17 protein-coding genes are annotated in these 26,351 nt (G+C 46.2%); 10 read left to right on the top strand and 7 right to left on the bottom strand.

Annotated features, from left to right (window positions below):
• Nucleotides 1-855 precede the first annotated feature (855 nt).
• From RIM23_RS08450 to RIM23_RS08405, 10 genes are all read left to right on the top strand, one after another.
• Nucleotides 856-1,659, top strand: coding sequence for an endonuclease/exonuclease/phosphatase family protein (locus RIM23_RS08450; RefSeq protein WP_446366165.1), 804 nt, complete (start codon nt 856-858; stop codon nt 1,657-1,659).
• 132 nt (nt 1,660-1,791) lie between these two features.
• Nucleotides 1,792-3,573 (top strand): hypothetical protein, encoded by a 1,782-nt coding sequence (locus RIM23_RS08445; RefSeq protein ID WP_446366163.1) that lies wholly within the window; start codon nt 1,792-1,794, stop codon nt 3,571-3,573.
• 41 nt (nt 3,574-3,614) lie between these two features.
• Nucleotides 3,615-3,761: a hypothetical protein gene (locus RIM23_RS08440; protein WP_446343643.1), complete on the top strand. Its 147-nt coding sequence runs from the start codon at nt 3,615-3,617 to the stop codon at nt 3,759-3,761.
• Nucleotides 3,739-5,898, top strand: coding sequence for a hypothetical protein (locus tag RIM23_RS08435; RefSeq protein WP_446366161.1), 2,160 nt, complete (start codon nt 3,739-3,741; stop codon nt 5,896-5,898). Before RIM23_RS08440 ends, RIM23_RS08435 begins: the two co-directional genes overlap by 23 nt.
• 100 nt (nt 5,899-5,998) lie before the next feature.
• Nucleotides 5,999-7,861 (top strand): hypothetical protein, encoded by a 1,863-nt coding sequence (locus RIM23_RS08430; protein ID WP_446343639.1) that lies wholly within the window; start codon nt 5,999-6,001, stop codon nt 7,859-7,861.
• A 39-nt stretch (nt 7,862-7,900) separates the two neighbouring features.
• Nucleotides 7,901-9,925: a hypothetical protein gene (locus RIM23_RS08425; protein ID WP_446366159.1), complete on the top strand. Its 2,025-nt coding sequence runs from the start codon at nt 7,901-7,903 to the stop codon at nt 9,923-9,925.
• A gap of 9 nt (nt 9,926-9,934) precedes the next feature.
• On the top strand, nt 9,935-10,960 hold the full coding sequence (locus RIM23_RS08420) for a hypothetical protein (protein ID WP_446343635.1): 1,026 nt from the start codon (nt 9,935-9,937) through the stop codon (nt 10,958-10,960).
• Nucleotides 10,961-10,964: 4 nt separating this feature from the next.
• Complete coding sequence (locus tag RIM23_RS08415) at nt 10,965-12,056, top strand: hypothetical protein (protein ID WP_446366157.1); 1,092 nt, start codon at nt 10,965-10,967, stop codon at nt 12,054-12,056.
• Nucleotides 12,057-12,138: 82 nt separating this feature from the next.
• Entirely contained in the window at nt 12,139-14,016 is a 1,878-nt protein-coding gene (locus RIM23_RS08410) for a hypothetical protein (protein WP_446366155.1), read from the top strand.
• Between the two features lie 358 nt (nt 14,017-14,374).
• Complete coding sequence (locus RIM23_RS08405; protein WP_446343627.1) at nt 14,375-16,051, top strand: hypothetical protein; 1,677 nt, start codon at nt 14,375-14,377, stop codon at nt 16,049-16,051.
• A 212-nt stretch (nt 16,052-16,263) separates the two neighbouring features.
• Here RIM23_RS08405 and RIM23_RS08400 read toward each other — a convergent pair whose 3' ends face one another.
• The 7 genes from RIM23_RS08400 to RIM23_RS08370 form a co-directional block, all read right to left on the bottom strand.
• A complete protein-coding gene (locus RIM23_RS08400; protein ID WP_446366153.1) occupies nt 16,264-16,467 on the bottom strand; it encodes a hypothetical protein in 204 nt (67 codons plus the stop codon).
• Between the two features lie 521 nt (nt 16,468-16,988).
• The gene (locus RIM23_RS08395) at nt 16,989-19,619 is read right to left on the bottom strand and encodes a CHAT domain-containing protein (protein ID WP_446366151.1); all 2,631 of its coding nucleotides are present in this window, start codon (nt 19,617-19,619) and stop codon (nt 16,989-16,991) included.
• 202 nt (nt 19,620-19,821) lie between these two features.
• Nucleotides 19,822-21,702: a ShlB/FhaC/HecB family hemolysin secretion/activation protein gene (locus RIM23_RS08390; protein WP_446366149.1), complete on the bottom strand. Its 1,881-nt coding sequence runs from the start codon at nt 21,700-21,702 to the stop codon at nt 19,822-19,824.
• Between the two features lie 135 nt (nt 21,703-21,837).
• Nucleotides 21,838-24,375, bottom strand: coding sequence for a two-partner secretion domain-containing protein (locus tag RIM23_RS08385; RefSeq protein WP_446366147.1), 2,538 nt, complete (start codon nt 24,373-24,375; stop codon nt 21,838-21,840).
• Between the two features lie 64 nt (nt 24,376-24,439).
• Nucleotides 24,440-24,793: a Nif11-like leader peptide family natural product precursor gene (locus RIM23_RS08380; protein ID WP_446366145.1), complete on the bottom strand. Its 354-nt coding sequence runs from the start codon at nt 24,791-24,793 to the stop codon at nt 24,440-24,442.
• Nucleotides 24,781-24,981, bottom strand: a complete 201-nt coding sequence (locus RIM23_RS08375; RefSeq protein WP_446366143.1) for a hypothetical protein — start codon at nt 24,979-24,981, stop codon at nt 24,781-24,783. Before RIM23_RS08375 ends, RIM23_RS08380 begins: the two co-directional genes overlap by 13 nt.
• An 11-nt stretch (nt 24,982-24,992) precedes the next feature.
• On the bottom strand, nt 24,993-25,391 hold the full coding sequence (locus tag RIM23_RS08370; RefSeq protein WP_446366141.1) for a Nif11-like leader peptide family natural product precursor: 399 nt from the start codon (nt 25,389-25,391) through the stop codon (nt 24,993-24,995).
• Nucleotides 25,392-26,351 lie beyond the last annotated feature (960 nt).

Genomic DNA, 26,351 nt, shown 5'->3' with positions numbered 1-26,351 from the left:
TATAATTTTACGGCGTAATAGTTTTTGTGAGCGTCTAAATACTCACTCAAGTTGGCAGAGTCGTTAGTACTACATTTTGTCGTGCGGAATGTGGGATTAAGATAAGCAATACCCTGCATTACCCACATCTTTCTTAAGATTAGCGATCGCTCTCGCTCTCTCCAACCTCCATTCCTACATAGCCAATTCTCTGCGGAAGTTCAGCTTTTTTCAATTCACATTTGTGGTAATTTGTCAAGTTATCGTTGAATTGCTTGACATTGAAAACCTTGTTTCACAAGGTTTTCATGATTGTTAAGAAATATACGTATTTGTTCGCATACTATTGCTTTGATGTCAATATTGACTTTACTTAATTCTAGATCTAGGATATATTTTGTCCGGAAATCAAATGACAAAGCTAATTATTTGACTTTCCGCTCACACCCCATTAGTGTTCAGTGTTTCCTAATTGCGAGAGGTTTACTCTCCTCATTACTGGTAGTTTAAATGGCAAGATCGCCTATCCGATAACTATCGCCGACAACATTAGTGTTCAGTGTTTCCTAATTGCGAGAGGTTTACTTTACTCGTTGCTGATGGTTGGAATTGCGAGAGTAACGACAACTTAAAGCAAGAGTATTGAAGCAAGAATAGGGGAGCATTTCCTGATAAATAGATTCCTATTGTTGGACAGATAATTGCGTCCAATTACGTCCTCTGTCGAGTCAATGTAGCTCAGGCAATATTTGCTGCCATGGGCAGGATTTATCCTGTCTTTATTCCCCATTCCCTACCCATAAAGGGGGTGGTTAACCCAGATTTTGGATGAGATAGCACCGCCTAAAAATTGAGTTCAAGAAAGGAGAAAATCAAATGAAAGCAGCCTTCTGGAACATAAACATGGGAAAAACGTCTCCGCAGAACCGGATCAACACATTCCAAAAATGGTGTGCCGATATGAAGCCGGATCTGCTGTTGCTTGAGGAAGTCAGCGAGACATTGCGAGACCGAATGGAGACTCTCACAGGTATGCAGAAACTCGACTACGTCAATACTTTGGATAAGAATGGTAATCCGACAACGAAACAGTTATGGGCATTGCAGAAGGCGGGACAACCGTTTCAAGCAAGGGCATTGAGATTTCCAGGGCTGGAGCAAAAACGACTCCTGTTGAAGGTGACAAGCCCGTCGAAGGTGACAAGTAAAACTGGGATACCCGGTAACGCATTTGAACTTTGGGTGATACATGCAAATGCATCAGCAGCCGGAGGTGCTGCCGCAACCAAGGCGGTGAATGACCATCTGAATTCTACTGCGGGAAAGGGGGCGATCGTTGGTGGTGACTTTAATTATGCGATCGCATCCGCAGGGGGAAATGCTATCCATCCACATAGTTGGCAGACTAAAGCCGGACAAGTCCAACTAAAATTCACGCAATGGAATAAAGTAGCTGGATCGACTCAGGGTCCAAATGACAATTTACATATTGAAAAGTCTGGTACTGTAATTTATCAACAAGTTCAACCGCATAACATAATCGATTATGTGATGAAGGGCGCAAACCGAAACGCAGTTGCCCAGAACAACTGTATAGGTGTCACCCCCGCCCCTGAAAATATGTGGATCGACATATTGAGGGAATTCGATCATTGCCCTGTTGTTTACGACATAACCTAAGAATGCCTGTTTTAGCAGTAGACACATCAAATAGTCCTATTTCCCCTTACATAAGACATAAGACATAAGACATAAGACAATCTCCACGTTTAACTTTAACTGTATCTACCTACTTATTCACTTGTTATTCAGATGAGCATTATCTACGGTATTCCCGATTGGCAGGGTGTCATCAGAACTGAAAAGTTCACCATTTTACCAGCTTCTGACGACCCCAACCAACATTTTGCCCTACCCGTAAATGTGAAGATGGGGAACGACAAAAAAGATAAACCGGATTTCTTTCTCAGCTTTATCTGTCCCCCCGGTTCTGCAGATCCAGAAACTAGCATTTACACCATGATTAACATGGGTCTGGAAACAGATCAACATATAGAAGAGGCTTTTGAGTATTTGCGCCAGGAGAAACCACAAGCTACCTTAGTGGCGGCTAACTTTGCTGCCGAAGCCTTCTGGAATTTGGAAATCCCCCAAATGGAACCAATCGTGCAACAATTTGCTTGGGAAAATGTGAATACAGCACGGATTTATCAGCGAATTCCAGAAGCAGCCGGATTGCTGATTTATAACGGATTAAAAGAAACTTCCCTCATCGCCAGAGCTGCGGTTCAATGCCAACTCATCGCTCTGGTGCCGCGTTTACCTCTAAAAGTTAAGTTTAATACCCGCGAGTTACTCCAGGCAGTTTGGGACTTACACCCGAGCCAGTCTAGTATCCCTCGCAATCATATTTATAATTATTTTCTCAGAGATCCCAATGACTTGCCCCTGACAATAGAGGAGGGAGACTATGACGTCACCAAACGGGACTTATTTTCTCAAACCATGGTGGGACATTTGCGGATGAAATTAGGCAGTTTTGCTGCTTCTCCCAGCATTGCTGAAGGACCCCATATCGGATTGCAAGACCCCTCAGATCCGTCTTTACCAACGGAGACGCTTTGGAATCTAGATATACCACTGGTTGTCGCCACCCCACTGATGTTTGACTTCGATCCCTTTGATCAAGTATTAGAAATTATTAGTGAAGAAGGAATTGACTATTTCACCTATTTCTCAAATACCCCTGAGCTTCCCAACGAGCTGACCACAGAAAACGTCTACGTTGATTCTAATTTGCCGCCTAATTTACAAAATGTTTATGCGGTTGATGTCAACTTGCGAGTCGAGCCCGAATATTCTTACAATGGCAATGCCCAGACGAAATTACATAAATTATTTCCCTACCCTGAGCCCGATGCTGACCCGCCAATCGTTAGTCTTAGGTTTAAACACCCCAATCAAAAAATCTATAACTCCCAGGTTCTGATTATTACAATGCAATATATGCACCAGGGTGAGAAGATTGATCGCACCGGGGATTATCTCTATATTGGTGCCGACCAAATTCCGGTTTTTGTCACAGTCAGCGCCACCTCACAACTATTAAATCAAGCTGAGATTGATGCTACGATCGCTGATCCCAATCAGAGCATAAGCGATCGCGGCACTCTGAATGCCGACAATCCCGCAGCCACGTTTGTCTATTTTGCCGAACTTAGTCAGGAAGCCAGCTTGGAAATTATTGCCAGATCCGTCGAGGATAATACGAAAACTTTACATCTAGACCTACCGCCCCTATCCACTCAACTAGACCTATTTAGTTTCCCCGAATTTGGCACCAAAAGTATCGAAGTCACGGTCAACTTTCAAAGCGGAACAGACCTAGCCATTGTTGAGTTTTTACCTGAAGGAACCGATGAACCCAGAACCGAAATGTTTACCCCAACTGACAACCAGAAAACAGTATCCTACTCACCTGGGAGCTTATTTGACTATCGCTATCGATACCGCTTGATGCCAACTGATAGCTCCCCAATACCAGACTGGTCAGATTATCTTTTGCCCAGCGAACCCCTAACCTTGGAGGTCTAATATCATTTGACGAATGACAAATGACAAATGACAAATGACAAATGACAAATGTTGAGGGAGCTACGGAGTTAGCGCTATTACCTCACACACCCTCTGTCGAATCTCGACAGCTAAAACAGATGCTTCGAGCAACTCAAACAATCCATTTATTTTATAGGAGTGCCAATGCTTTCACTTTACGTGCGTAAACGAGTGGAAATAGAAGGATCAGACGGGAAAACCCGCTCCTTTACCGTTTTTGCCGACACCGTAGAATCGGACAAATTCTACATCATACCCGAAAGTCCGAACTTCGCATTAGATCTAGACACGAGTCAACCCAAGTTCAACTTCATTTGGTACTACAGCAGCAATTATGAGAATGGTGGGATTTGTACCTTTACTGTCGCCCTACCCATACCCACAGAAGCCAGCGAAATCAACCAAGTTGCGGCGCAGCTTCAGGAAGACAATCTGGTAATTGGGCGATCGCATGATCTCTATAAAATGGTTGTGGCGATGAACGAAAACGAAACAACAACCAGCAAAGCGCTGCGAGAAGCTCTCGGACTCACCGAGGCGGAAGCGAAGGCTTACCAGGATAAATTCCAGCCCGATCAAGATTGGCAGCAATTCCTGCCGCCATCAACAATCAATTTACTGCCATTACCGATTAAGGGTGGAAAAGTAAGCATACGCGGCTTTGATAACCCAAATGCTTATGACGATTGGCAGAACGGAGATCAATCAGCCGCTGATTTTACCGGAGTCTACGAAACAACCCCTTCACTATTGGGAGATAACCGAGCTGTAGTCAGCTTCAACCTCAACGAATTCGGGGCTAACCTGTTCTGGCATGCTTTGGGTGGTCCGGATTTTTCGGGAGATCCACCTCCTGGGTACGAACCGATCAACAGCATCATCGCGGTTACCTACGAAGTAGATTTTGAAGCTATGCTCCCTCCAGCCAAAGTTATAGTCACTCTGGAGTCTGAAACCGTCGCCAAACTGATTACAGAGGAGCATACAGATAGCGATACCTGGGGTAACGAAAGCGAGCGCACTGAAGTGATCGCTCGGGAATACGAGAAAAAGGGTTTAAGCAGTATTGAAGTCAAAATTCCCAGTGTTTCCTATCTCGGCGATAATGACGATACATCGGAACATGAAGCGAACTATTTGGAATTACTGACACAGTGGGGTTCCGAGCAATTGGCAGAAATGGTGAATAACCAACTACCTGACGTCAACTGGGATGATCTCAAAGATGGTTTAAAAGAGGAAGTCGTTCTCTATGACGAAACTCGTGTCTTCCAGATTAGCATACCTGTTGCCTTTAGTGTATACCCCCAAGATCAGTTACCAATAATTGGTTCCATAATCGGGGATGAACCCCTAGAACAATATTTTCAGGCGATTAACTTGGACAACCGCCCTTACTACGACGTAACTGTTACCATTAACCCGCCAGCCAACATTGAGGATCTCAGTATTGGTACCCTAGCCGTATCACCAACCTTTGCTGGGAAACCCCTGTATCAAGATGGTCAACAAGTTAACACTCTGGTCTTCGATTCTAACAATAAAGATCAAGTGGAATTAACTGGTACTTTCGACGTCAATAGCAGCGCCGAGAAACAGTTTGAATACTCCTGCCAAGTGAACTACACGAACTCCACGCCAACCTACCAGTTCAGCGGTACCCAGACCGAGAATTACAACCTTTCTCTGGTGAGTGGAGCTACCTTGGGAGTCGTGTATGCTGAGCTAGTTGGTGGACAGATTCTTTGGGATATTTTCAATCGCGGAGAACTCAAAGTTAAATACGCCAGCGTTGAGCAGCAATATTTTCTGAATCAAGATGACTACGATGTTGATGTTTTGCTAACTTTGGGCGAACAGGTGACCCCGACGATTGAATATCAACTCAAGTTAAACTTTGCCACTGGTGGCAATAGCCTCACCTATCCACTAGATAGCACCCTCTGGGCGAGTATGGATATTTCTCAGGGGACTGGCACAATTCAGGTCCCCTACGAGAATACTAAACAATACATCTTTCTTTGTCCTGCTATTGGTTCAGGCAAGGCAACCATGTGTATTGTTCAAGCTACCTATACTCTGATGTTTCCCGGTGGCGTCGTGCGCGAAATTAGCACCAACATTACACTGAATGCAGCTAATAATGGTCTTTCTTTTTGGACAGTTCCCACCTCTTCCTTGGAAAACTTTTCTCCGAAGGGTACTGTAAGTTATACTGCCACGATTGTGACCAGTAGTGGGACAGAGATCAGAACAGGTGACGATGACAACGGCACCAACCTTTTATTGCAGATCGATCTTTAGGCAGTAGTACCGTTACAATCGGCTCGCATAGGGGATTCTATCTAGGAATCCCCTGCCCTAAACCCCATCAAATTTACTATCAAAAAAAGGGATTTGATTTATGCTTCAAGAAGATGGATCGCTATTTTTCCCCGACTATAATGTTGTCGTTTATCCCGATGACGATGCCCAACTGAACAAGTATTACTATACCAACACCCAACCTCGCCTGCGTAGTCAAGATGGCAATTATCGTTTTACGTTGATCGGTTTTGAGCCTCCAACTCAGGAGTCGGCTGGAGCGCTATCCTTGGTGGTAGATTTATCGGTTGAATCTGAAGTGTTAGAGGCGATTGCCAAAGAGATATCCCCCGACAATCCCCCACAATTGGCACCCATCCCCTGGATGTCTGGTACGGCAATTTTATCCCTAGTATCTTCCAGTAATAGATACGTAGCTCAGCCATCACTGATTGGGGACAATGCGGTAGTCTTCAATATGCTCCTGTCTTTAGATGATTTTATTCTGCTGCAATCGGTTTTGTGTAGTGGTAAGGATGGGAGTCAGGGAAAACAGGACGATTTTTGTCAAAACAGTCAACTCTTAGAAGATCCTCCTGTTCCGATCTCAATTATTTATAACCTTACCTATGCCTCCATGCGCCAAAGCTTAAAATGCAGCGCCACGATGACCTGGGATCGATTTTACACCTGGCATCAAAAAACCTGTGAAGTTAAAATTATCTTTATCAATTTTAATATTACGGAAATCGTTGAAGAACTCAAAGAAGAGCAGGCGGTTGAAATTGAATGTGCGAGCGATGGTGCGGAACATGAAACGGCTCTGGAATTAGTAAAATTGATTGCTGACTCGTTTTTTACACCGTTGCCCATCTATGAAGAGCCAGCTCCCGGCGGTAATAATGGCTGGGGACTGGGTTTTTCTTGCGTCGAGAGAGATTATACCGAGATTGCTCATAGCTTTTTGAATTTTGATATGAATACTGAGGTGGCAGTTTCCCGTCGCATGTATCTTCAGGGACAAATTGAAGACTTGGGCGATGCCTACGACCAAAATAAGATTGAGTTTATTAGGATGAATTTAGAGTCACCCTTTGAACAAGATCTAACGATTTATTGCAACGCCGATTTTGCGGCAGACCAAATTTACGAAATTTACCTGGGAATTTATGACAAGAATGGTGATCTGGTCAGATATATCAATCCGAATCCTCATCGTTTCACGGACAACGAAACCTGGTCAGTGACTCTGATTTACGACCCCTATAAAGAAGATGGTTATAGCTACCAGTACACGGTTGATTTTCACCCTGATACCTATAGAGACCCATTGAAAATCCCCAATAAAGTTAGGATAGAGCGTGGGGAAAAATATTTAGCGATTACGCCTCGGGACTACTATACTGTCCAACCTGTACCGGTAAGAACAGGTAGTAATTTACCTTGGGAGTTAATGCAGGCTATTATTGTTAACCTAAAGCTAGCCGACCAAATTTTTGATACCATTCAATTGGAAGGCGAGGAACGAGAAAAAACTTGGTTTATGTATAGGCCACAACCCAATGATTTTGACTTTTACTATAAAGTCACCTACAATACAGGTAGCAAGTTAATCAAAACGAATTGGATTAAAAGTGCTACGATTATTCATCTTGATCCATTTACCGAACGAACAGTATTTTTCTTGGCTGGTCAAGTTAATTGGACAAGATATAATCAAGTTATGGTGTTTGTAGAATGTATCAATGAACAGGAGGCAATTAATGGAAAAACATTTTTTCTGTTGACGGAAGAAAGTGAGCCGATCGCGGAATTCACCTATTACTATATCCAGAGTGAACAAAAGGAAATCAAATATAGCGCGATTTATTTTGAATCGGGTGGTTCCCAAACGCTCCCAGAACAAAGAACTCAGGATACCTACGTGACTTTACCCGCCTCTCCAGAGGTTACATCTCTATAGCTTTATCGATTTTTTCAGGTTACTAATTAGGAGGTCATCATGCTAGTCCAATACAGAGGTAAGATTGTTGTCAATGGCATCGAAGTTTATCCCGACTTTGAAAATACCCATCAATTCTGGTACATTCCCTCAGAAATAAAACTAGCCGAACGCAATAACAGCAAGATTTTTTCTCATATCTGGTATATAGCCAGTACAAGTGATGAATACGGCGACGGATTCCTCAACTATGAGGTAAACATGGCAGTAGAAAACAGTACCTTAGAGAAGATTAAACAAGAAATCAACCGCCAATGGGGAATCGCGATTAATGATATTCAATTAGCTCCAGTTACTTATAGTAATGGTCAGGTTTCATTGGTGGCGCTGCAACCGTTAGATGATGGCGATACCTCTCAAACAGTTTGGGATGCGGGCTCGCCTTCTCTAGTGGGAAATAATGCGGCAGTTTGTTCAGTTGAATTTCCCAAAGAAGGGCAATTGGCTGCGGCAATGTTCGCGGCGATCCAAGAAAAGCGAAATTCGGTGATGGCGGCTTATATCCTCAGTTATAAGGCAATGACCCCAGCTATTCAATTTCGGGTGAATGGTGAGTTTGAGGCGTTTTTAAACGATTTTAAATTGTCGGCTAACCTGCCCATACCTATCAAAAAAGTTATCCTTGACTTTGGATTGCAAATTCAATTCCAAGCCAGTTTTCAGAAAACCAATATGGAAATTGAGCTGATTAATTACGACGGCGAGGAAGAAAGCCAAGGTTTGGAATTGGCAATGCAGATTCTCTATGAATATATGTTGCCAATCTTCTTTGAATATCAGCTTAGTCCCAGCGATAGCTGGAATCCCTTGAGTGAACAACCAGAAATTATCGATGATATTGTGGCGGCGGGTGACATGGACGACGCTGGGGTGAAAGCGCTGAGTGAAGAAGCCCCGCCGATGATGATTACTATAAACGTTAGTAACTATACCGGAATTCAAGAAAACCAATTGAAGTTCATGTACTCGGAATCACGGGCAAAATATTTTACAATCGCCCCCCAATCAGCGGTACTGGAACAGTTGGATAATCCCGACGATTATATTAGCCAAATCAATCGCAGCGACTTTCCCTTCGGTCAACCATTCAATGTATCGGTGGGTGCTCCAGGAATAGGTCACGAAGAATTTACAGATCGCAATTTAGTTTATGTGAAGGTTAATGCGACTTATCCGCCTGGGGGAGGCTCCAAAAATGATTTGGAATTCAGAGTAGATGGGGTAGACAAAGACAATCCGATGCCGTTCCAATACAACGCCAAAGGGGATACAGATGTTGGCTATTCCGTCAGCTATCTGTATGAACCGTCTAATAATTGGAAGGCGGATAAAAACCAGTACGATATATCCGATTGCCAGACTGAAGCAAACGCAATTTCGGCATTTTCCGGTGAAATTCTCGACTTTGTGACGATCCTCACCCGGGTGAATAGTAATTTTATTTGGGGCGATCAGACCAAGCGGGTTGATGTGACAATTGAGTGCGAAGGCTATTCGGGAACCATTACCCAGTCATTCTTTCCAGATGATGTCCAAGAGCAATCGGCAAATATCCGCGTGGAAAAACAGCGATCGACAAAACGGCGGTTAAAATCGTCTATCTCTCGCTATAGTTACAAGTTGTTAGACGGAATGGGCAACGTTATTTACGAGACCGATGTCCGAGCAGTAAATAACTTTATTATTACGGTCTCAGACCAATACCGAGAACACGTACCGATTCCCTTCTTCAATGCGCTGCCAGAACAAGGTATTATTGTCGCGTTTGTCTCAGTTCATTATCAAGGTGAAAACGGTGAAAAATGGGATTCTGAACAGATTCGGTTGACGCCAGACAATCGTTTTGAAACAAAAGAAATTCTGTTGGCGACGTTGACCGAATATCCCGATAAAGAACAACTGTTATTTAGTTACAAAGTTAAGGTGATCAAACAGGACACCTCTGAAGATAACTATGAAGAAACAGACGTAAATCCGACCCAAGCGCCATTTGTGATTACAGGCACACCTCCAACGGCTAGCTGATACTGAATCATGAGAGTTATTAGTAAAGATACAATTTACCGGGAAGCGCTGGAGAGAGCCGTTTCCATCTTGACGGAGAACTATCCCGATCGCGCCCAACGCCTTCAACACACTCTTGATGTGGTCACTCAGGATATTATTAACCATCCCCATCCGGCAAAAGCTTGGTCTTATAGCAGCCTGAATAAAGATGGAGCGCCTGTAGAATTTACCTTTTCCTCCCTAGATGATGACCTGCGCTATGCCGTGGAAGTCGGCGGACCAGATATTTTTAGCGAGGATCGCTTAACCAGAGCCAGTCAATTGCTATCTATCCTGGCTCCAGAGGCACCCTTTGGCGAAATCGTCAGCCAATTTAAGCAGGTACAGGCAGAGGGGATACTCAGTTGGGGCGCCTGGTTAGGGATTCGCCATCAGCGCGATCGCGATCGCTATAAAATCTATGCCCAAGTGCCCAAGAAGGCAGACAACGGTACTGGGGGCGCAGCAGAACTGATTGCCCGATATCTGGGTCAACTACCCAGCTTACTAGGCAATCGCCGCCTGGAATTAATTTCCGTCGGACAAGCGATCGGCTCAACCCGCTGCGAATTTTACTTCCTGCTATCGGGATTGGGGCTTCAGGAAGCCGAAATCGCCCATTTACTGGAGCAGTTTGGCTTGCAGCACCATCAACCTGCTCTGTTGGAACTGCTCAGAAGCCCCCGCAAGACTCTATTCGGTACGCCAGATTCAGCCCCCTTACCCGAAGTCAAATATGCTTTAAGCTGCTCCGTACTACCGGGAAACCAGCAGCCAATTGTTTCCATCTTTACCAAAGCCAACCAATATCTGGGTGGGGATGGCTTCATTCGCTATGCCGTGATGGTAACCGCCTATCGTCGCGGTTGGCCTTTTGAAACCTACTCAATTTTCACCCAACCCATCGGGCGACAAATCCGGCGCTGCGCCCATCACAACGTTCTCGGCTTCATCGTTGTCCCTGACGCCGAACCGGGTTTGCATATTTCCTTGAGTTCCCCATTTCCCCAGTAAGCCAATGTCTATCAATCGCACGATTGAACGAGCCATTCGTTTTTTACTGCTATTTCAGCATGACGACGGCTGGTGGGCTGACTTTCAACTGGCACCAGGACCGAGTAATATCTGGGTTACCGCCTATATTGGCTGGGTTCTGGCAGGTCAAGATCATCCCCAAGCCAGAGATGCGGCGGCTTTGGCTTGGCATTGGCTCTCGGCACAACAGTCCCCCGGCTGGGGATATAATCCCTTGACCCCCCAAGATGCCGACAGTACCCTCTGGGCGTTACAGTTAGCCGCAGCAGTTGGCGCCAGGGGACGCGGGGATGGGGGGACGCGGGGATGGGGGGACAGTTCTGAAGCTGGGGGAGAGAAAGTTATCCCTTTGAATCCAACTTGGTATCAAACCCGAGTCGAACAGGGCTATCGGTTTCTCCAGCAGCACCGACAACCTGGGGGCGGAGTGGCAACTTATGCTCAGGATCAGGAAATTCGCGCCTTCATCGGAGCCTCTCCATCAGTATCCTTTCAGGGTTGGTGCCAACCCCATGTTTGCGTTACCGCCGCCGCCACCGGGATAGATGAACTAACTGCAGATGCCTGCGAATTCTTGCGAGCCAATCAATCGGCTGACGGGTGCTGGCACAGTTACTGGTGGTGCGAGGACGAGTATGCCACCAGCCTAGCCGTTCTGGGTCTCCAGAAACAAGATCACCCAGAAGATAGGGAACGGATTGATCGCGCCGTGCAGTGGGGGCTGACGCGGATTACAGATCAGGGTTGGGTGCCCTCAACGTTGTATCGTTACGGTTCTCCCTTTGCCACCGCTTGGGTGATCTCCCTGCTTTCCACCCGTAAGCAACTGCAAGTGGTGAGGGATGCCATGGAAAGGGCGTGGCAATGGCTAAAAGGGCAACAAAAGCCCAATGGCTCCTGGTTAGGTTCCGCCTGCCTACGAGTGCCACCACCGGATTGGCGCAACCCTGAGACGTACAATCGCTGGAAACTAGGCAGAAAAATTGAAGGCGGTATTTCACTAGACCAGAATAGTTTATTTACCACAGCAACCGCGATCGCTGCCCTCAGTCATTGGAAAACTCAGATAAGTTAAGTAGTCGGACTGGCATAAAACGACGAATGACAAATGACAAATGACAAATGACAAATGACAAATGACAAATGACAAATGACAAATGACAAATGACAAATGGCTCAGAAGATTACCCATAATCTTAATGGTAATAGCCCTGAATTGCTGGGCGATATTGCCAGTCTCCGCAGCGGAAAACACCGGTCTGCTTCCCTTAAGACCCAGCCAGCAAATAGAAGGAATGGCTCGTTACGAGGTTTTGGAATCGCATAATATCGGCTATATTGCCTGTCCCAAAGGCTTCACAACCGAGTTCGTAAGAATAGATTATGATAACGGCTCAAACCGTGACTATCTAGAAAAGGTAGCCACGGCAGCCGATTGCCATTTTGATATTCCTGGCGAGGCTGATTTTAGTAGAAGCCTGAGACGATGCAATCGATGTATTAGAAACCTGACTAGTGGTACCGATTTTATCGGATGGCCAAATAGAGGAACACGTTCGATTTTAGACTACCCAGATTTTTATCCTCCCCTGTTCAGTCACCGAAGTATCAATAGATATAATTATATAGACCCAAGTACGAGTCATCCCATTTCCGATAGCCGGTTTAGAGTATCCGTAGCCGAACCCATATCGCTCTATCAGCCGCCCACAGCTGTACCCGTAGACGTTGACCATCTGATGGCGAAATCAAAAAATGTCGGTTATGTTGCCTGTCCTTTGGGTTTTACGACGAGATATCGGGATAGTTACGCAGACAAAGAAAAGTTAGCAGACTGTGATGACAACGGCCGGTGCAATCGATGCGTCAAAACCTTTTATGGTAGAGATATTTATGAACTGACTGACAAAGATAAATGGCCTCACAATAACTACTGCACAGACGACGAATTTCCGCCCCTGACCAAACCATCTGATGTGCAATTGAGTGGGGGTTGCGCCAGAAAGGAAAAGCGCTACTCCTGGTCTGAAGAAGACTGGATCTGGATTGTTGATCCGATGCCCTTAGATTTCTGGTCTAGCGATATTATCCCCGGATACAATCAAATTAATATCTATTGGCAGGGAACTCGATACAGCTATTACCAGCTAAAAAATCAACCCAATCTAGTTTTCTACCTGCCCGATCGTTTTGAATTAATTAAGCCAGAAGATGATACCGTTCCCGACCGCTCAAAACTCAAGTTCACTACCCCAGATGGCTCCCTCGATAATTTGAAAGCTACGTTTAGCTTCTTTGCCAAAGCTGTTGTCGATGGCGATCGGATTGACGATGCCAAAGCCCAAATCGCCAATCAGATTGGTGAAGAACCAGAAATGCTAATTTTCCAAGCCGATAAGAATTTTCGCAGCCAACTGACCTTGCGCTTGCCCAATCTAGAAGGAACCGCTAGCCAACCACAAGTTCGGGAAACGGCTCAAATTGATATTGAATCAGGCTTTGAGGATGAATTAGATTTAGCCTTTCCTGCCTTCCAAGCCCTATGGAATGCCATCTTTAGTGATGGTTCTGATACGGTCTTATTTACGGGAGACGTAGAAACGAAAATCAATGACGGATTCTATAAGGATCAGATTGATTTTATCGGGCGATTTGCTCCCGAAGACATGGAGGAGTATTACTATTCAATTATTGATTCGGGGACGGATACAACCTACAGCAAAGCCTTAAACGCAACCACATTTGCCGAGGTATTTGACGCGCCTCCTAGTGGCACCGATGGACAAATTGAAACCCTGAATCTGGATTTTGGCGAAAATTCGGCAAATTTATCGCCATCTAATTTGGAAGACGAAATAGAATTACAACGGCCGATATCCGATTTGATTCTCGGTAACGAAGACCCCGATGTTTATCGTTATACCCTGAAAGTAATGCGTGAGAACGCTTGTAATTCTTGTGCTAAGACTGCCAATGCTGATTGGATCTATATCAACCAGAACGATACCGAAAACTGTCAGGACAATTGCTCTTAATCTCCTCAAGGGGTTAGGACTTACGCACAGGCTCTATATGTAGGGTGGGGAGAGCGTAGCGTAACCCACCTTAACCAATATATATAGTGTGGCGGCGTAAGTCCTGGGGGTAACAATCTACTTGAGGGGTAGGCAGGGTGTGGGGGTGTAGAACAAAATAAGAAATAGGAACTGAGAAATGTTTGCTAAACTAACAGAACCGTGGCAACGCCGTCTCATCTGTTCTAGATGGATCAGAGGATTATTGATTGTCTTGATAGTAGGGGTGATTAACTTATGCTATTGCCGGCCAAGTTATGCCCAGTTCTTTCCCGGCTTTCCCTACAAGTACCCCGCGCCATCTTCCCTTGACTACGTGATGAAACCCGAGCCGGCGGCGGAAATTGATATCGATGACGATACTTCAATTTGGGAATCAAACAATGTTGGCTATATTGTTTGTCCTGGAGGCTTTACCACAAAAGTCAACGACGAGCAATATGACCTGCTAGTATCACAAGGAAATCCAGCAGATTGCGATGCCGACAATAAAATCTGCAATCGCTGTGTTGGCGTCGAAACGGAAATTGATAGTGATTGGCCCCACAGTAGCCAGTGTACCGATCCAGCTAATCAATTCTCTCCCTTGAAAAGCCACCTCGATCTCAAGACAAGTGGCGGTTGTAGCCAGTCTTATTCGGACTTATTAGTAACCGATGCCGTACCAATAGTTCAGCCTCCCATTGGCGGCCCCCTATCCTTTGATTATGTGGCAGCGCTATCGAATACAGTGGGTTATTTGGCCTGTCCTCCGGGTTTCACAACTGACTACAACACAGCCAAAAAATTTGATCTGTTAACCCCGGCTAATTGTGATGAGAAGACTGGACGATGCAATCGATGTATTGCCTCTGCTGATTCATTCCCTGACTACGATCAAACAGCCTGGCCTCACAATCACGACTGCGAACCTTGGGAGTTTGAACCCCGTATAGGATGGATGAATCGCTCTGATTTAAAACCGACTGGGGGCTGCGGCACAAAAATCAATGATGCCTGGATTGTCGATGCCATACCATCGGATTTTTGGGAATACGATCAAGGAAATTACGGCTACCAGAGAATCTCCATCGATTGGCAAGGTAATTTATACAGCTACTACCGAACCAATTGGAATCAATTTTCCTATCTCCCCAATGAATTTAAGCTCGCCGAGCAACAAAATGGCGCTCCGGCTTTATCAATCCTACAGTTCGTTAGCTCCGATGGTTCTGTAGAAAATACCCAAGCTCTTTTCCGCTTCTTTGCCGAACCTGTTTTCGATCAAGATCGCATTGATGCCGCCCAAAAAGAGATTGAAAGTCGCCGAGATGAATTTAATATTCGTGAAGAAGATCCCATAGAACTGGTTGTCCTCCAGGGATATCAAAGTGTTGCCACCGAACTTTACCTGCGCTTACCCAATGAAGATAGCAACGAACCTCTAATTCGGGAGAATGCTCGAATCAATCTCAAAGAAGGGGTGCAGGATGAATTGGACTTGTCATTCTCAGAATTTCGGGCACTATGGGATGCGATTTTCAGTACAGCGCCGGGGAATGATCTGTTTACTGGCTTTGTATATGTGTCAATCAATGACGGGCAATCCACTGAAATGATCAACATGAATGGGCGATTGGCTCCGATAGATATGGAAGAGTATTACGACTCGATTATCGATCCGGGGACGGATACAACCTACAGCAAAACCTTACAGACGATCACCTTTCCTCCCATTTTTGACCCACCCGACAATGGGGATGAGCGAGTCCAAGCCCTGGCTCTGGATTTTGGCCAAAATTCGGCGGGTTTATCCCCTACTAATTTGCAGACGGAGATTGATGTACAACGACCCATACGTGATATTGTTCTCGGCAACGAAGATAGTGGTATTTATCCATATACTCTCAGAGTTGTGCGTCTGAATAATCGCAATTGTTGCTCGACGAGTGCGGATGCTGAGGCTATCTATGTTACCCAGAGCGATGTCAACACCTGTCAGGACTGGTGCAATTAACCGGACTTGATAGATTGGGTTCGTAGTAGGGGCTAAAGCCCCTAATTTTATCGGTTTTTTGGGTGTAATACCAAATCCAGGTTAGCCACCCCCGTTATAACAAAGTCCGCGCAGGCGGCCTACCCTTCGGGAAGGCTTCGCCTATGTTTGTGTAGCAGCGATTTCAATCGCCTCCTCTTGCATGGGGTTACTTTCCACCTGCAATCACTTAATCAGGAACTAGGGATACCTTTCTCGATAAATTCTGGGATAATTAAACGATGCCAATCTAGTTTAATCAGCTCCGTGTTACCAAAACGCTGACCCAATACATCCACTGGATTGGTATTTTCTGTTACTATTCTCACTATAATCCTGATTGAACCGATGTGACGACAAATCAGAACTTTATTAACCTCACTCGTTTTCGTCACCATCCGGTCAAGTGATTGACGTTGCCATGAGTCATAGTTTTGCCGCTCAATTTGATTTAGAGACCTGAAACCCTTATTAATTCGTTCTTGAGTGTCAATTTTAAATTCTGCTTCGCTCCACGCTTGTTTATTGCTATGGCTGGGTTATAAATTTTTGGAGATGTCTATTAGGGTTTTACGGCGTAATAGTTTTTCCCATTAGGGTTTTGGCTTCATCTGGACAAGAAGTGCGATCGCACTCCTTATGGTTTCAGTGCGTAATAGTTTTTGGGATCAGGGTTTTAGCTTGATTTCGACTTACGCAAAGGCTCTATTTGTAGTGGACTGACCCAGCTAAAATTGTGCAATAGATTGATGGTTAAATGGGGCGCACGCCGTGCGCCCCTACAATTCTAATCCACCCAATTAGCTGGGTCACGGCGCCATCGTGGGGAAAACAACATCAGCCATAGGTGGTGAGTACAGTTGCCGTTTCTAACCCCCCATATTTAATTTTGATTATCATTATCAGGCCATTATTTCGGTCAAAGCCAATTACCCACGATCACAAACGGTGCCCAGTAATAGGGATGAGCGAACTCCTGATCCTGCAAAATCCTGAGTTGAGCAAGGCGCAGGGATTCAGCTTTTGTGGCTTGATTTTTGGCTAATTCCTCGTAAAATGTAGTCATTAGCAACGCTGTGGCTTCATCACTGACCACCCAAAGCGAGGCTAAGGTGCTGCGTGTCCCGGCTCGAACAGCAACTCCTGCTAACCCTAGAGCCGCCCTTTCATCCCCTTTGGCAGTTGTGCAAGCGCTAAGGACGAGTAATTCAATCGGCTCAGTCCGAGTTCCCTGTTGAGTTCGCAGGAGATCATCGAAATCCTTCACGCTAATATGGCTATCCCAGGACAGGATAAAGGTGTCATCAGCACTAGAACTAAACTGACCGTGAGTGGCTAAGTGAACAATGGGGAAAGAAAAAGTCTTGATCGCCTGCTGAAAGTTTACCTTGGTGAATGAATCATTCAGTAGGATTTGGCTCTCCATCTCAGCCGTGATCCGCTCTAATTCCAACTGAACGTTTGGTAGAGGTTGGAACCCTAAACGAGCTTCGCTTAATCCAAAGGCGAGAATTTTTAGCGTTTCCTGGGTTAAAGGTTGAGGATCTACTAATTGCAGACTCGGCGCGATCGCGACGCTATACTTCTCTATTATGTAGCGCTCGCCATCATGTAGGGCTGAAAGTGGCAGGTTCCGGAGCGCTCCGTCGGGAACAAACACTAAGGTTTTCACGCCACTGGCGGCTAGTTCTGCTTCGACGGGGCGGATTAACCAGTTGTACAGTTTTTGTGCAGGGTTTAATATGTTTTTTGAAGACAACCGGAGACGGCGGATCGTCGCCGCATTCAGCAAACTCTGTATAGTCTGCTCGATTTGCTCTTTTGGCAAGAACGTGGTGTATTGACGCAGGGGTTTCCCCGGTAGTGTGACAATGACTTCCAAGCGATCGCTTAAAATGATCGGATAAAAAACGGCGGCTGTTTGGTCAAGTTGGTCGATTTGAGTCGGTTTCGCATTTAGGCAAGCATCCCGAAAGAAGTTGTCTAACTCTGCTAATTGTAAGGATTCAATCACTTCCCTGGCTTTTATTAAGTTGGCTTGCTCTGGTGTCGCGCCCGGTTGCAACAGTAGTCCGACTAGCTCCCGGTACACCGGTTCTACGCTCTCTCGAAACGAAAATTGAACGTCTGAGCTAACGGCGACTAAATCACTGCGTAAAGACTGGAGGGTGTTAACCGCTTGAGAGTAAGCGGCGATCGCTCCTTCTCGATTTCCGGTTGCAATAAGAAGTCTTCCCAGTTGCCATTGCCAGCGATAGGCAATATCAGATGCATTAATCCCTTGTGCCAAAAGCAGGGCTTTCTCAGTCAATTCTTGGGCATAGTTCCACTGTTTATTCTGCTCGTACAGCCCACCCAAATTTCCCAACGCATAAGCCAATGTTCGTTTATCGTTTAAACGCTGAGCCTGTTGAACGGCGGTGGCTAAAAGTTGTGCAATTTCCCCATGACTTGCAGCGAAAACGTCCCCCTCTCGCTGTTGAGCCATCTTGATCAGACTCTGAGCCAGATTAATTCGAGCATTAACCGCTGTCCGAGACAGGGGTAACTGAGTCAGATTGGCACGAATTTGAGGCACCAATTCCAGAGCCTTTGACTCCTGTTTCTGATCGACGAAAAGACTCAGTTGATTGACTTGTGCTTGAATCTGAAGATCAGGTGAGGGAGATTCGGCGGCGGCGCGTTGATAGAAATCCAAAGCCGCTTGGAATTGTTGCTGTAATCGAGCAGTGTTCCCTAAACTTAGAAGTGTCGAAGCGACAGACTCCGGTGCTGGTATTTTTTGGGCAATAGATAAACTTTGTCTTAAGGCGTTATCGGCTTGCTCTAAATTACCGATTGCTTGCAAAGCATTACCTAAACTCTGAAGTCCTTGAGCTTTGAGCCGAGTATCTGGCTGTTGTTGGAAGCTCGCATTAACCTGCTCTAAAGTACGAAGGGCTTCACGATAGAGCCCTAGGCGTCGTTGAGCTTGGGTTTGATTAATCTGGCTTCGGGTTGCGCCGCTGATATCCCCGATTTGGTTATAGATATCGGCAGCATTTTGCCAGGTTTCTAGGGCTTGTTCTGGATCACCACGGGAGAGTTGCAATTTGCCCTGTACTTCTAGTGTTTCGGCTAAGAGTTTGGTTTGTTCCCCACTCTCCGATAGTCCTTGAAGGCGATGAAGACTGTCTGTAATTGCCTCAGTAGCGGCGTCCCATTCTCCGGTTTGCTGGTAAACCAAGCAGAGATTCCTTAAAATCCTGGCTTGACCGAGTTGATCGCCTTGGGCGGTATAATCGGCATTAAGTTGTTTCAATAGGGCGATGGCTTGGGAGTATTGTCCTGTTTTATAGAGTTGTTCCGCTTGTTGTTCTAAAGCATTTTTGTTTAATTCGGCGATGGGATGCTCTTGGGATAGGGAACGAGAGGCGATAATTTCTGCACTTGGAGTCTGTGGGGCGGTGTGGAAAGACGACAGCGACATGGCTGGCGCCCTTCCCAGCCAGATAACGCCAATAAACGATAATAGTCCTAAGGTAAGGATTGACAAATTTTTCAGTTTCATATAGGTAATGACTAAAGAGTCGGATAAAAGAAAACGGAACGGTATGACACTTTGTAAATATAAACCTCAAACCTTGACAAATGACATAAGACCACCGACTTAAAATGATTGGTACTGACTTTAGAGTTTGTAGTTAGCGCTGTCTTCGCTGCTGGCACTAAAGTGCCTACTACGAAACCAGCTTAAGTCAGTGCCATTCGACTTAAAATACTTTGTATTCCAACCGGAAAGATAAGCCATTTTCTTGCCAGGTATCTTTACTTCCACTTAGGTCAATTAAAGGGATACCCCAATCGAATCGGGCGGTCAATTTATCTCCGGTTCTCCATAACAAACCTAATCCCGCAGTCGCCAGGGTGTTGGGGTCTGGATTGGCTCTACCGGAACTATTCCAAGTCGTGCCAATTTCCACAAAGGGAGTCACTTGGACAATACTGTTCCACTCAGGGATACGAGCGATGGGGACGCGGACTTCGGCGGAAGTTAATAAGCCATTATCTGAGAGTAAAGCGTCCTGACGATAACCTCGGACACTATCTATTCCTCCCAAGCCAAATTGTTCGATGGGAACTAAGGCGTCATTGGACAGTTGTAGATCTGACCTCAATAAAAGGATGGTGTCGGGTGCTAAAAGGCGCAAATACTGTACCTGAGCTCGCCAACTGAAAAATTGACTATCCGGCGATTTTTCATTTATAGTGGCATTTAAAGCACCAATCCCTAGGCTGAATTGCGATCGCAAGGCGAAGACTTCTGTACTCCCCCGATTGATCCATTCCTGAAAAAACTCAATGGCTGAAATTCTGGTTTCACCTTGCTCGTTTGCTCCCGGAGATAAGCGGAACCCGTCGCCCAGCAGTGAGGTGTCGCTCTCACGTCTCACCGCCGAGAGTCCCAAGGCAAATTCTTGGGTAGGAGTGTCAATCAGGGGCTGACGGTAGTTAATCTGATAGTCGCGGGCGTTTGACTCGATATCGACTTGGTTGAAGGGTGCTTCGATAACGTTGCTGCTTGAGCGACTGTAGGAGAGTTTGAAGGTACTGTTTCTGGGATTAATTGGGATGGTGTAGCTGGCTTCATCGAGGGAGTTACTGCCGTCGGTGTTGGTATAGCCCAGGATGAAGGAGTCACCCAATCCGAAAAGATTGCCTTGCTCAAGTGTAACATGACGCCGCACTGTGCCAACGCTGGGAGAGCGTCCGTTATCGACCCTGAGAATGGCTGAAAAGGAGGGAGCTTCTTCAACGGTAACTCTGAGTACACTCGTACCCGTCTTTGACCCAGCGGCTAACTCAGCCGACACATTTTCAATCAGGGGGTTGAGTTGAAGCAGTTGCAAGGTTTCTACCAACTGATTGACTTGTAAAGGGGTTGGGGTAGCTCTGGCAAGACGCGATCGCACATAGTTAGAGTTGAGTCGCCTTGTCCCTGTCACCTCAATCCTCTCCACTTCCCCTTCAATCACTTCGATGGTGACAACGCCATTGTTTAGCGCTTGCGGGGGAATAAACGCGCCACTGGTAATATAGCCCCGGTTAATGTAAAGCTCGGCGATCGCATCCTGAACTTGCAGCAATTCAGTAAACGCGATCGGGCGTTGGGTAAACGGGGCAGTCACCGCCGCGAGTTCCTCTGGACTGAAGACAGTACTACCAATGACTTCAAATCTCTCAACTGTAATTGTACCAGGAATGTTATCTGGCAAAAGTGGGGGAGCGATCGTTGGAGGAGAAGCTGGCGGTTGCAGCAACTCATCCGGGGAGGGTAGCGGTTCAGGTTCCGGTAACGCCGGGGGCTGGGGTTCGACAGGGTTAATCCCAGGAGTCGGTGAGCCCTGGGAACGAAACTCAACACCCTGGGTTGGTTTGAAGGTTTTGTGCCAACCTGACAGGCTGTCACTAAGGTTCTGGTGCTGCACCCTGACCAGAGCATCCCCTACCTGATTGGCAGTCAGTGATATATCCGGTTGTAACCTCGTATCCCCGAATTCTGCCATTTGAGCGCTAACCGGTGTCGCCACTGGGCTTAAACCAAGAATGATAAGTAGGTGCACACAATTAAAGTTAACGGTTGCGATCGTCATTCGTCATTTGTCATTAGTCATTGTTCATTGGTCATTGTTATTCCTAAGGGTTTTGGGAAAAAGTGTGGGCTTTACGTAACAAAATCCCCCCAAATGTAGAGACGCGCCATGGCGCGTCTCTACCAACCGCTATTACTAGACTGACGTTCTAGGTGGAACACAACCGGGGTGAGTCAAGGCAGGCTTTTGCGGTGTAACAGTAGGCGCGGCGTCAGTCAGGATAACTGTTCCATCAGCCGTAACAAACCAGCCTTGTATTTGCCGAATCACCCGATTTTTAGGTTGTCCACTGTCGATTGATGGCAGACGACTCACCCCTCCAGACGGCACCTCAGTACTCGGTTGAGACCACTCCACGACCACAACTTCATCAGTTAGCGGGTCATTAGGACTGGTGGGTAAACCCCCGCGTCCGCTGATGACAAAGGAACTGCCGGCAAGTTTCGGTGCACAGAGATTTTGTGCAACTAAGCCTTCGACATCAATGACGGTGGTTGGTAACTCGACTAATCCAGAACTCGGATCAGCATCAGGGGTGTTAATTTCCACGATGCCGCTGAATTCAGCCCCCAAGTCCGAACTGGCAGTGATGTCGCTTTCTCTTGTAAGTTGGGGACGGAACTGAGTGCCGAAGATGCCTTGTGCATTGACGATAACGCGCCCACCTTGACTATTAGTGGCATTAGCCGTAATGTCGCTATTGTCCAGGGCGACTAAGGTATCCGTGTTCAGGGTGATATTACCACCCGCGCTCGGTCCGGTGGCGTTAGTGGTGATGGCACTCTCTCCGCGCATCTGAATGTCTTGAGAATTCAGGGTAATATTTCCCTGGTCTCCTCCAGCAGCAGCCGCTGTAATCACCCCTTGATTTTCCAGTCGGATTGTGGCAGCCTGTATCTCAATGTTGCCCGCAGGACCCGTTCCTGGGGGCGCCAGGTTGCGGCTTTGGAAGTTACTCACACTCAGGGTTGCCCCATCCCGGACAATTAACCTAGGAGTCCTAATCCTCAAATCACCCCCGGCTCCATCACCGACAATCGCCGAGGCAAACAAGCCGCTGGCAGAATTGGCTGATGTACCCCTTACTTCCACCGACTGCTCAGCGTTCACACTCAGGGTTCCCCCAGCACCTGAGCTAAACGTCGTACTGAAGGCTTGGGCGCCATCCCGGACAATCAACCGTCCTGTATTAATCGTCAAGTTGCCCCCATTTCCACTCCCCTGAGTCCCCGTCGATAAACTGGTGAAAAAGTCATTTGGGTTTGTACTAGTTAGCTCCACAGAGCCCGAAGCGTTTATAGTCAAATTTCCCCCACGACCGGCACCAAAGGTTTCACTACCGACTGTTGCCCCATCCCGGATAATCAATTGCTCGGTGTTAATGGTGACATTCCCCGCGTCTCCAGTCGCAGCCAATCTACTGCGGTTAAATAAGCCACTGGGAAACCCGTCAGGGATTGAGACTCCAATCAGTTCTACGGACTCCGCCGCATTCACGCTGATCATACCCGCACTGCCGGCGCCAGACGTACCCGATGAGACTTGCGCCCCATCCCGCAGCCGCAACCGCTCTGTGGTCAGGGTGACGCCACCGCCCTGTCCCGAGGTTGTCGTACCAGAAAACAACAAGCTAGCAAAACCATTGAGAGGATTTTTCCCACTCAACTCGATTAACTCTGAGGCAGTAATGGTTACGTTCTCGCCCTTTCCGATTCCCTGGTTGGTTGCCGCGAGTACTGAACCGTCGGTGAGGGTGACGCGCCGTCCTTGTACCTGAATCCTTCCCGGTGTCGGACCACTGGTGTTAATGGCAGCCCCCTGGGACAGCAGGATATCTTGGAAATTTTCCACGCCTTGATAGCTCAATGCCCAGCCCGGATTTGTTGGGGTCAGGGTAACAAGCCCCTCCTGTACACTTCCCAACTCCAGACTTCCGCCTTGTGTGGTTAGATTTCCGCCAGAAAGGGCTACCTCACCCCCCACTAAGGCTAAGGTTTGATTCGGCTGTACGGCAAGACCCTTTCCATCTACGCCAATGAAGACAAAGGTTTGGGGATCTTCAATGACTTGGTTGCCCAACCCCTGCACTTGAATCCCTCCCGGATTGGCTGCATATTGCAACCCCAAGGGAACATTAATTGTTAGTAAGGGTGGGGTTTGGGGGTTGGTGGTACTAAATTCTAGACCATCGCCAAATTGGATGCTATTCGCCGTACTGCCGATAAATGAACCTCTGAGGTCGAGTTGAGAGCCTGCACCAAAGATAATCCCATTGGGGTTAATTAAAAATAGGTCAGCGTTACCTAAAACTCCCAAGGTTCCCAGAATATTAGAAGCATTTCCCCCAGTGACTCGCGTGAGAATCCGCTCAATTCCTGTGGGATTGGAGAAATAAACTCCCCTGCCTTCCCCAACATTGAATTGTTCAAAACTGTGGAACAGGTTAGCCTCTCGGGTTGCTCCGCCATCAATTTGGTCACTGTTGATCGCATTAGGAGTAACAACTGAGCTTTCGTTGCCGAGAGTGGTATCGGGGATGAGCTGGGCTGAGGTAGTATCTGTGATTAGCAGCGCTCCACCCAGGATTAAACAACTGCTCCACAATAAAGGAGAACATTTGCCCAAAAAGCTATCAGTTTTCATGACTAACGGCTTTAAATTTAAACAAGTCATAGTACGGTTTCCGAAAAGGATTCTTTCGCCAGGGGGTTCTGATTTGGGTGGATTAAAGCCATTACTACGGACGCCATTGCCCTGGCCCTGGCCAACGAGCATTTCGAGCACCAGCGACTAGCTCTAAATCCTGTTCACTGAGTTCATCGTCATCCAACTCATCCGAGTTACTTTGTTCCGCCTCTTGGTGATAATGATGTAGCCTTTCTAAGTCCGCTACTGTCAATTCGTACCCTTGACGGACAGCGATTTCGACCAATTTTTCTGGGCTAATCGCCGCTTCGAGTTGCTTTTTGAGCTTCTCATCCGATTCGGCAGCCATAAACAGTTCATCTATGACTTGCTGCGCTTTTTGTCGTTGTAATTCCTCCGCTGATAAGTCTTCAGCGTTAAATGACTGGATATTTAACTGTGACATAAAAACCTCCTAGGTATATAACTTTTTACGGCAAGTCTAGAAACCTGAGTCGGGGCGGGTTTAGTCACATCCCTTGTGCAACCAAAAAGATAGTCGTGAAACCCGCCCCTACACACATTCGTACCTCGACTACTTACGTCTTCAGCTTCGAGTTGCTCAAATAGCTTCTCATCCGAGTTGGCAGCCATAAACAGTTCATCTATGACTTGCTGCGCTTTTTGTAGTTGGAATTCTTAGTACGAGCAGGACGAGGACGAGGACTAGAACCACGAGGACTACGACCACAACCACCAGCGACTAGCTCTAGCTCTTGTTCGCTGAGTTCATCGTCATCCAACTCATCCGAGTTAAGTTGTGCCGCCTCTTGGTCATAATCATGTAGGATTTCTAAGTCTGCTACTGTCAATTCGTACCCTTGACTGGCAGCAATTTCGACCAATTTTTCTGGGCTAATCGCCGCTTCGAGTTGCTTTTTGAGCTTCTCATCCGATTCGGCTGCCCTAAACAGTTCATCGATGACTTGCTGGGCTTTTTGTAGTTGTAATTCCTCCGCTGATACGTCTTCAGCTTGAAATGACTGGATATTTAAATCTGACATAAAAATCTCCTAGGTATCGGGCAACTGCTATAGTGGTGTGACACACCTAAAATGGTGGAAGATTTGACTATTAAATCGGGCGCATGCCATGCGCCCCTACGGTTTTCGGGTTCCCATCCTAATTCATCAAATAAGGTGTGCCACACCAATAGTTAGGATTCATCCAAAAATCTCTGTCATTAGAGCAAGTAGAATCTTGAAACCAGCCCGGTTTTGATTTGGGTATATTAATGCATTACCTAACTATCTACTATACCCTTATATTGTAATTTTGTAAATATTTGTGTTTAAAATTAGTACGACAACAATTGTGCAAATTATTTTTGATGACTAATGAAGTCAGTCGTGTTTTAAATTCAGGCATAAATAGAGTAACTTTCCAAATTAATTTTGATGACTGAATAGAACAATAGCCTGATTAGTTCACCCGGCAATTGAAAGTGAAAAACGTCTATAAGCTGTTCGGCATTTAAACCTTAATGTCAATAATGGTGAAATCCTTGTAGTGCGAGCATCTTGCTCGCTACTAATACCCAATTTAAATGCATGACAGCTTATAGTCTCCCACGTTGTAGAGACGTTCCGGCGGAACGTCTAAATGATGTGTTTTTTTGTACTACTGTGGCGTGTTACCCCCTAAATATGGGGAAAGGGCAACACGCCAACCCCATATAATATAGGACTTACGCAGCGACACCACTTAAAGTGGGAAAGGTGCGTTACGCTACGCTAACACACCCTACGAATAGAGGCTTTGCGTAAGTTCTATAATAGCGAGTCCGATGCTCCACTGAGAGTATGTAGTTTTCTGCAATCTTGATGGCTGAATTGTGCAAAGTACCTTGTTGGTTTATGCAATCAAATTGGCAGATAAGTGTAATGTATTCTATAAAAATTATGTTTATCCTACAGATATAGCAAAATGAATTGGATGGGTGATGAAATCGCTTTCCAGTCCTC

It is taken from the genome of Coleofasciculus sp. G3-WIS-01, assembly GCF_040223135.1.
GTDB lineage: Bacteria > Cyanobacteriota > Cyanobacteriia > Cyanobacteriales > Coleofasciculaceae > Coleofasciculus.
The sequence above is the reverse complement of the archived record's forward strand: the minus strand, read 5'-3'. Positions and strand labels throughout refer to the sequence as shown.

What these genes read in the sequence shown, in the direction of transcription:
- RIM23_RS08370 (WP_446366141.1), bottom strand. Translation starts at nt 25,391, where the DNA reads ATGTCAGATTTAAATATCCAGTCATTTCAAGCTGAAGACGTATCAGCG.
- RIM23_RS08440 (WP_446343643.1), top strand. Translation starts at nt 3,615, where the DNA reads ATGACAAATGTTGAGGGAGCTACGGAGTTAGCGCTATTACCTCACACA.
- RIM23_RS08445 (WP_446366163.1), top strand. Translation starts at nt 1,792, where the DNA reads ATGAGCATTATCTACGGTATTCCCGATTGGCAGGGTGTCATCAGAACT.
- RIM23_RS08405 (WP_446343627.1), top strand. Translation starts at nt 14,375, where the DNA reads ATGAAACCCGAGCCGGCGGCGGAAATTGATATCGATGACGATACTTCA.
- RIM23_RS08410 (WP_446366155.1), top strand. Translation starts at nt 12,139, where the DNA reads ATGACAAATGACAAATGGCTCAGAAGATTACCCATAATCTTAATGGTA.
- RIM23_RS08395 (WP_446366151.1), bottom strand. Translation starts at nt 19,619, where the DNA reads ATGAAACTGAAAAATTTGTCAATCCTTACCTTAGGACTATTATCGTTT.
- RIM23_RS08380 (WP_446366145.1), bottom strand. Translation starts at nt 24,793, where the DNA reads ATGTCACAGTTAAATATCCAGTCATTTAACGCTGAAGACTTATCAGCG.
- RIM23_RS08450 (WP_446366165.1), top strand. Translation starts at nt 856, where the DNA reads ATGAAAGCAGCCTTCTGGAACATAAACATGGGAAAAACGTCTCCGCAG.
- RIM23_RS08430 (WP_446343639.1), top strand. Translation starts at nt 5,999, where the DNA reads ATGCTTCAAGAAGATGGATCGCTATTTTTCCCCGACTATAATGTTGTC.
- RIM23_RS08400 (WP_446366153.1), bottom strand. Translation starts at nt 16,467, where the DNA reads ATGGTGACGAAAACGAGTGAGGTTAATAAAGTTCTGATTTGTCGTCAC.
- RIM23_RS08415 (WP_446366157.1), top strand. Translation starts at nt 10,965, where the DNA reads ATGTCTATCAATCGCACGATTGAACGAGCCATTCGTTTTTTACTGCTA.
- RIM23_RS08375 (WP_446366143.1), bottom strand. Translation starts at nt 24,981, where the DNA reads ATGGCTGCCAACTCGGATGAGAAGCTATTTGAGCAACTCGAAGCTGAA.
- RIM23_RS08385 (WP_446366147.1), bottom strand. Translation starts at nt 24,375, where the DNA reads ATGACTTGTTTAAATTTAAAGCCGTTAGTCATGAAAACTGATAGCTTT.
- RIM23_RS08425 (WP_446366159.1), top strand. Translation starts at nt 7,901, where the DNA reads ATGCTAGTCCAATACAGAGGTAAGATTGTTGTCAATGGCATCGAAGTT.
- RIM23_RS08435 (WP_446366161.1), top strand. Translation starts at nt 3,739, where the DNA reads ATGCTTTCACTTTACGTGCGTAAACGAGTGGAAATAGAAGGATCAGAC.
- RIM23_RS08420 (WP_446343635.1), top strand. Translation starts at nt 9,935, where the DNA reads ATGAGAGTTATTAGTAAAGATACAATTTACCGGGAAGCGCTGGAGAGA.
- RIM23_RS08390 (WP_446366149.1), bottom strand. Translation starts at nt 21,702, where the DNA reads ATGACGATCGCAACCGTTAACTTTAATTGTGTGCACCTACTTATCATT.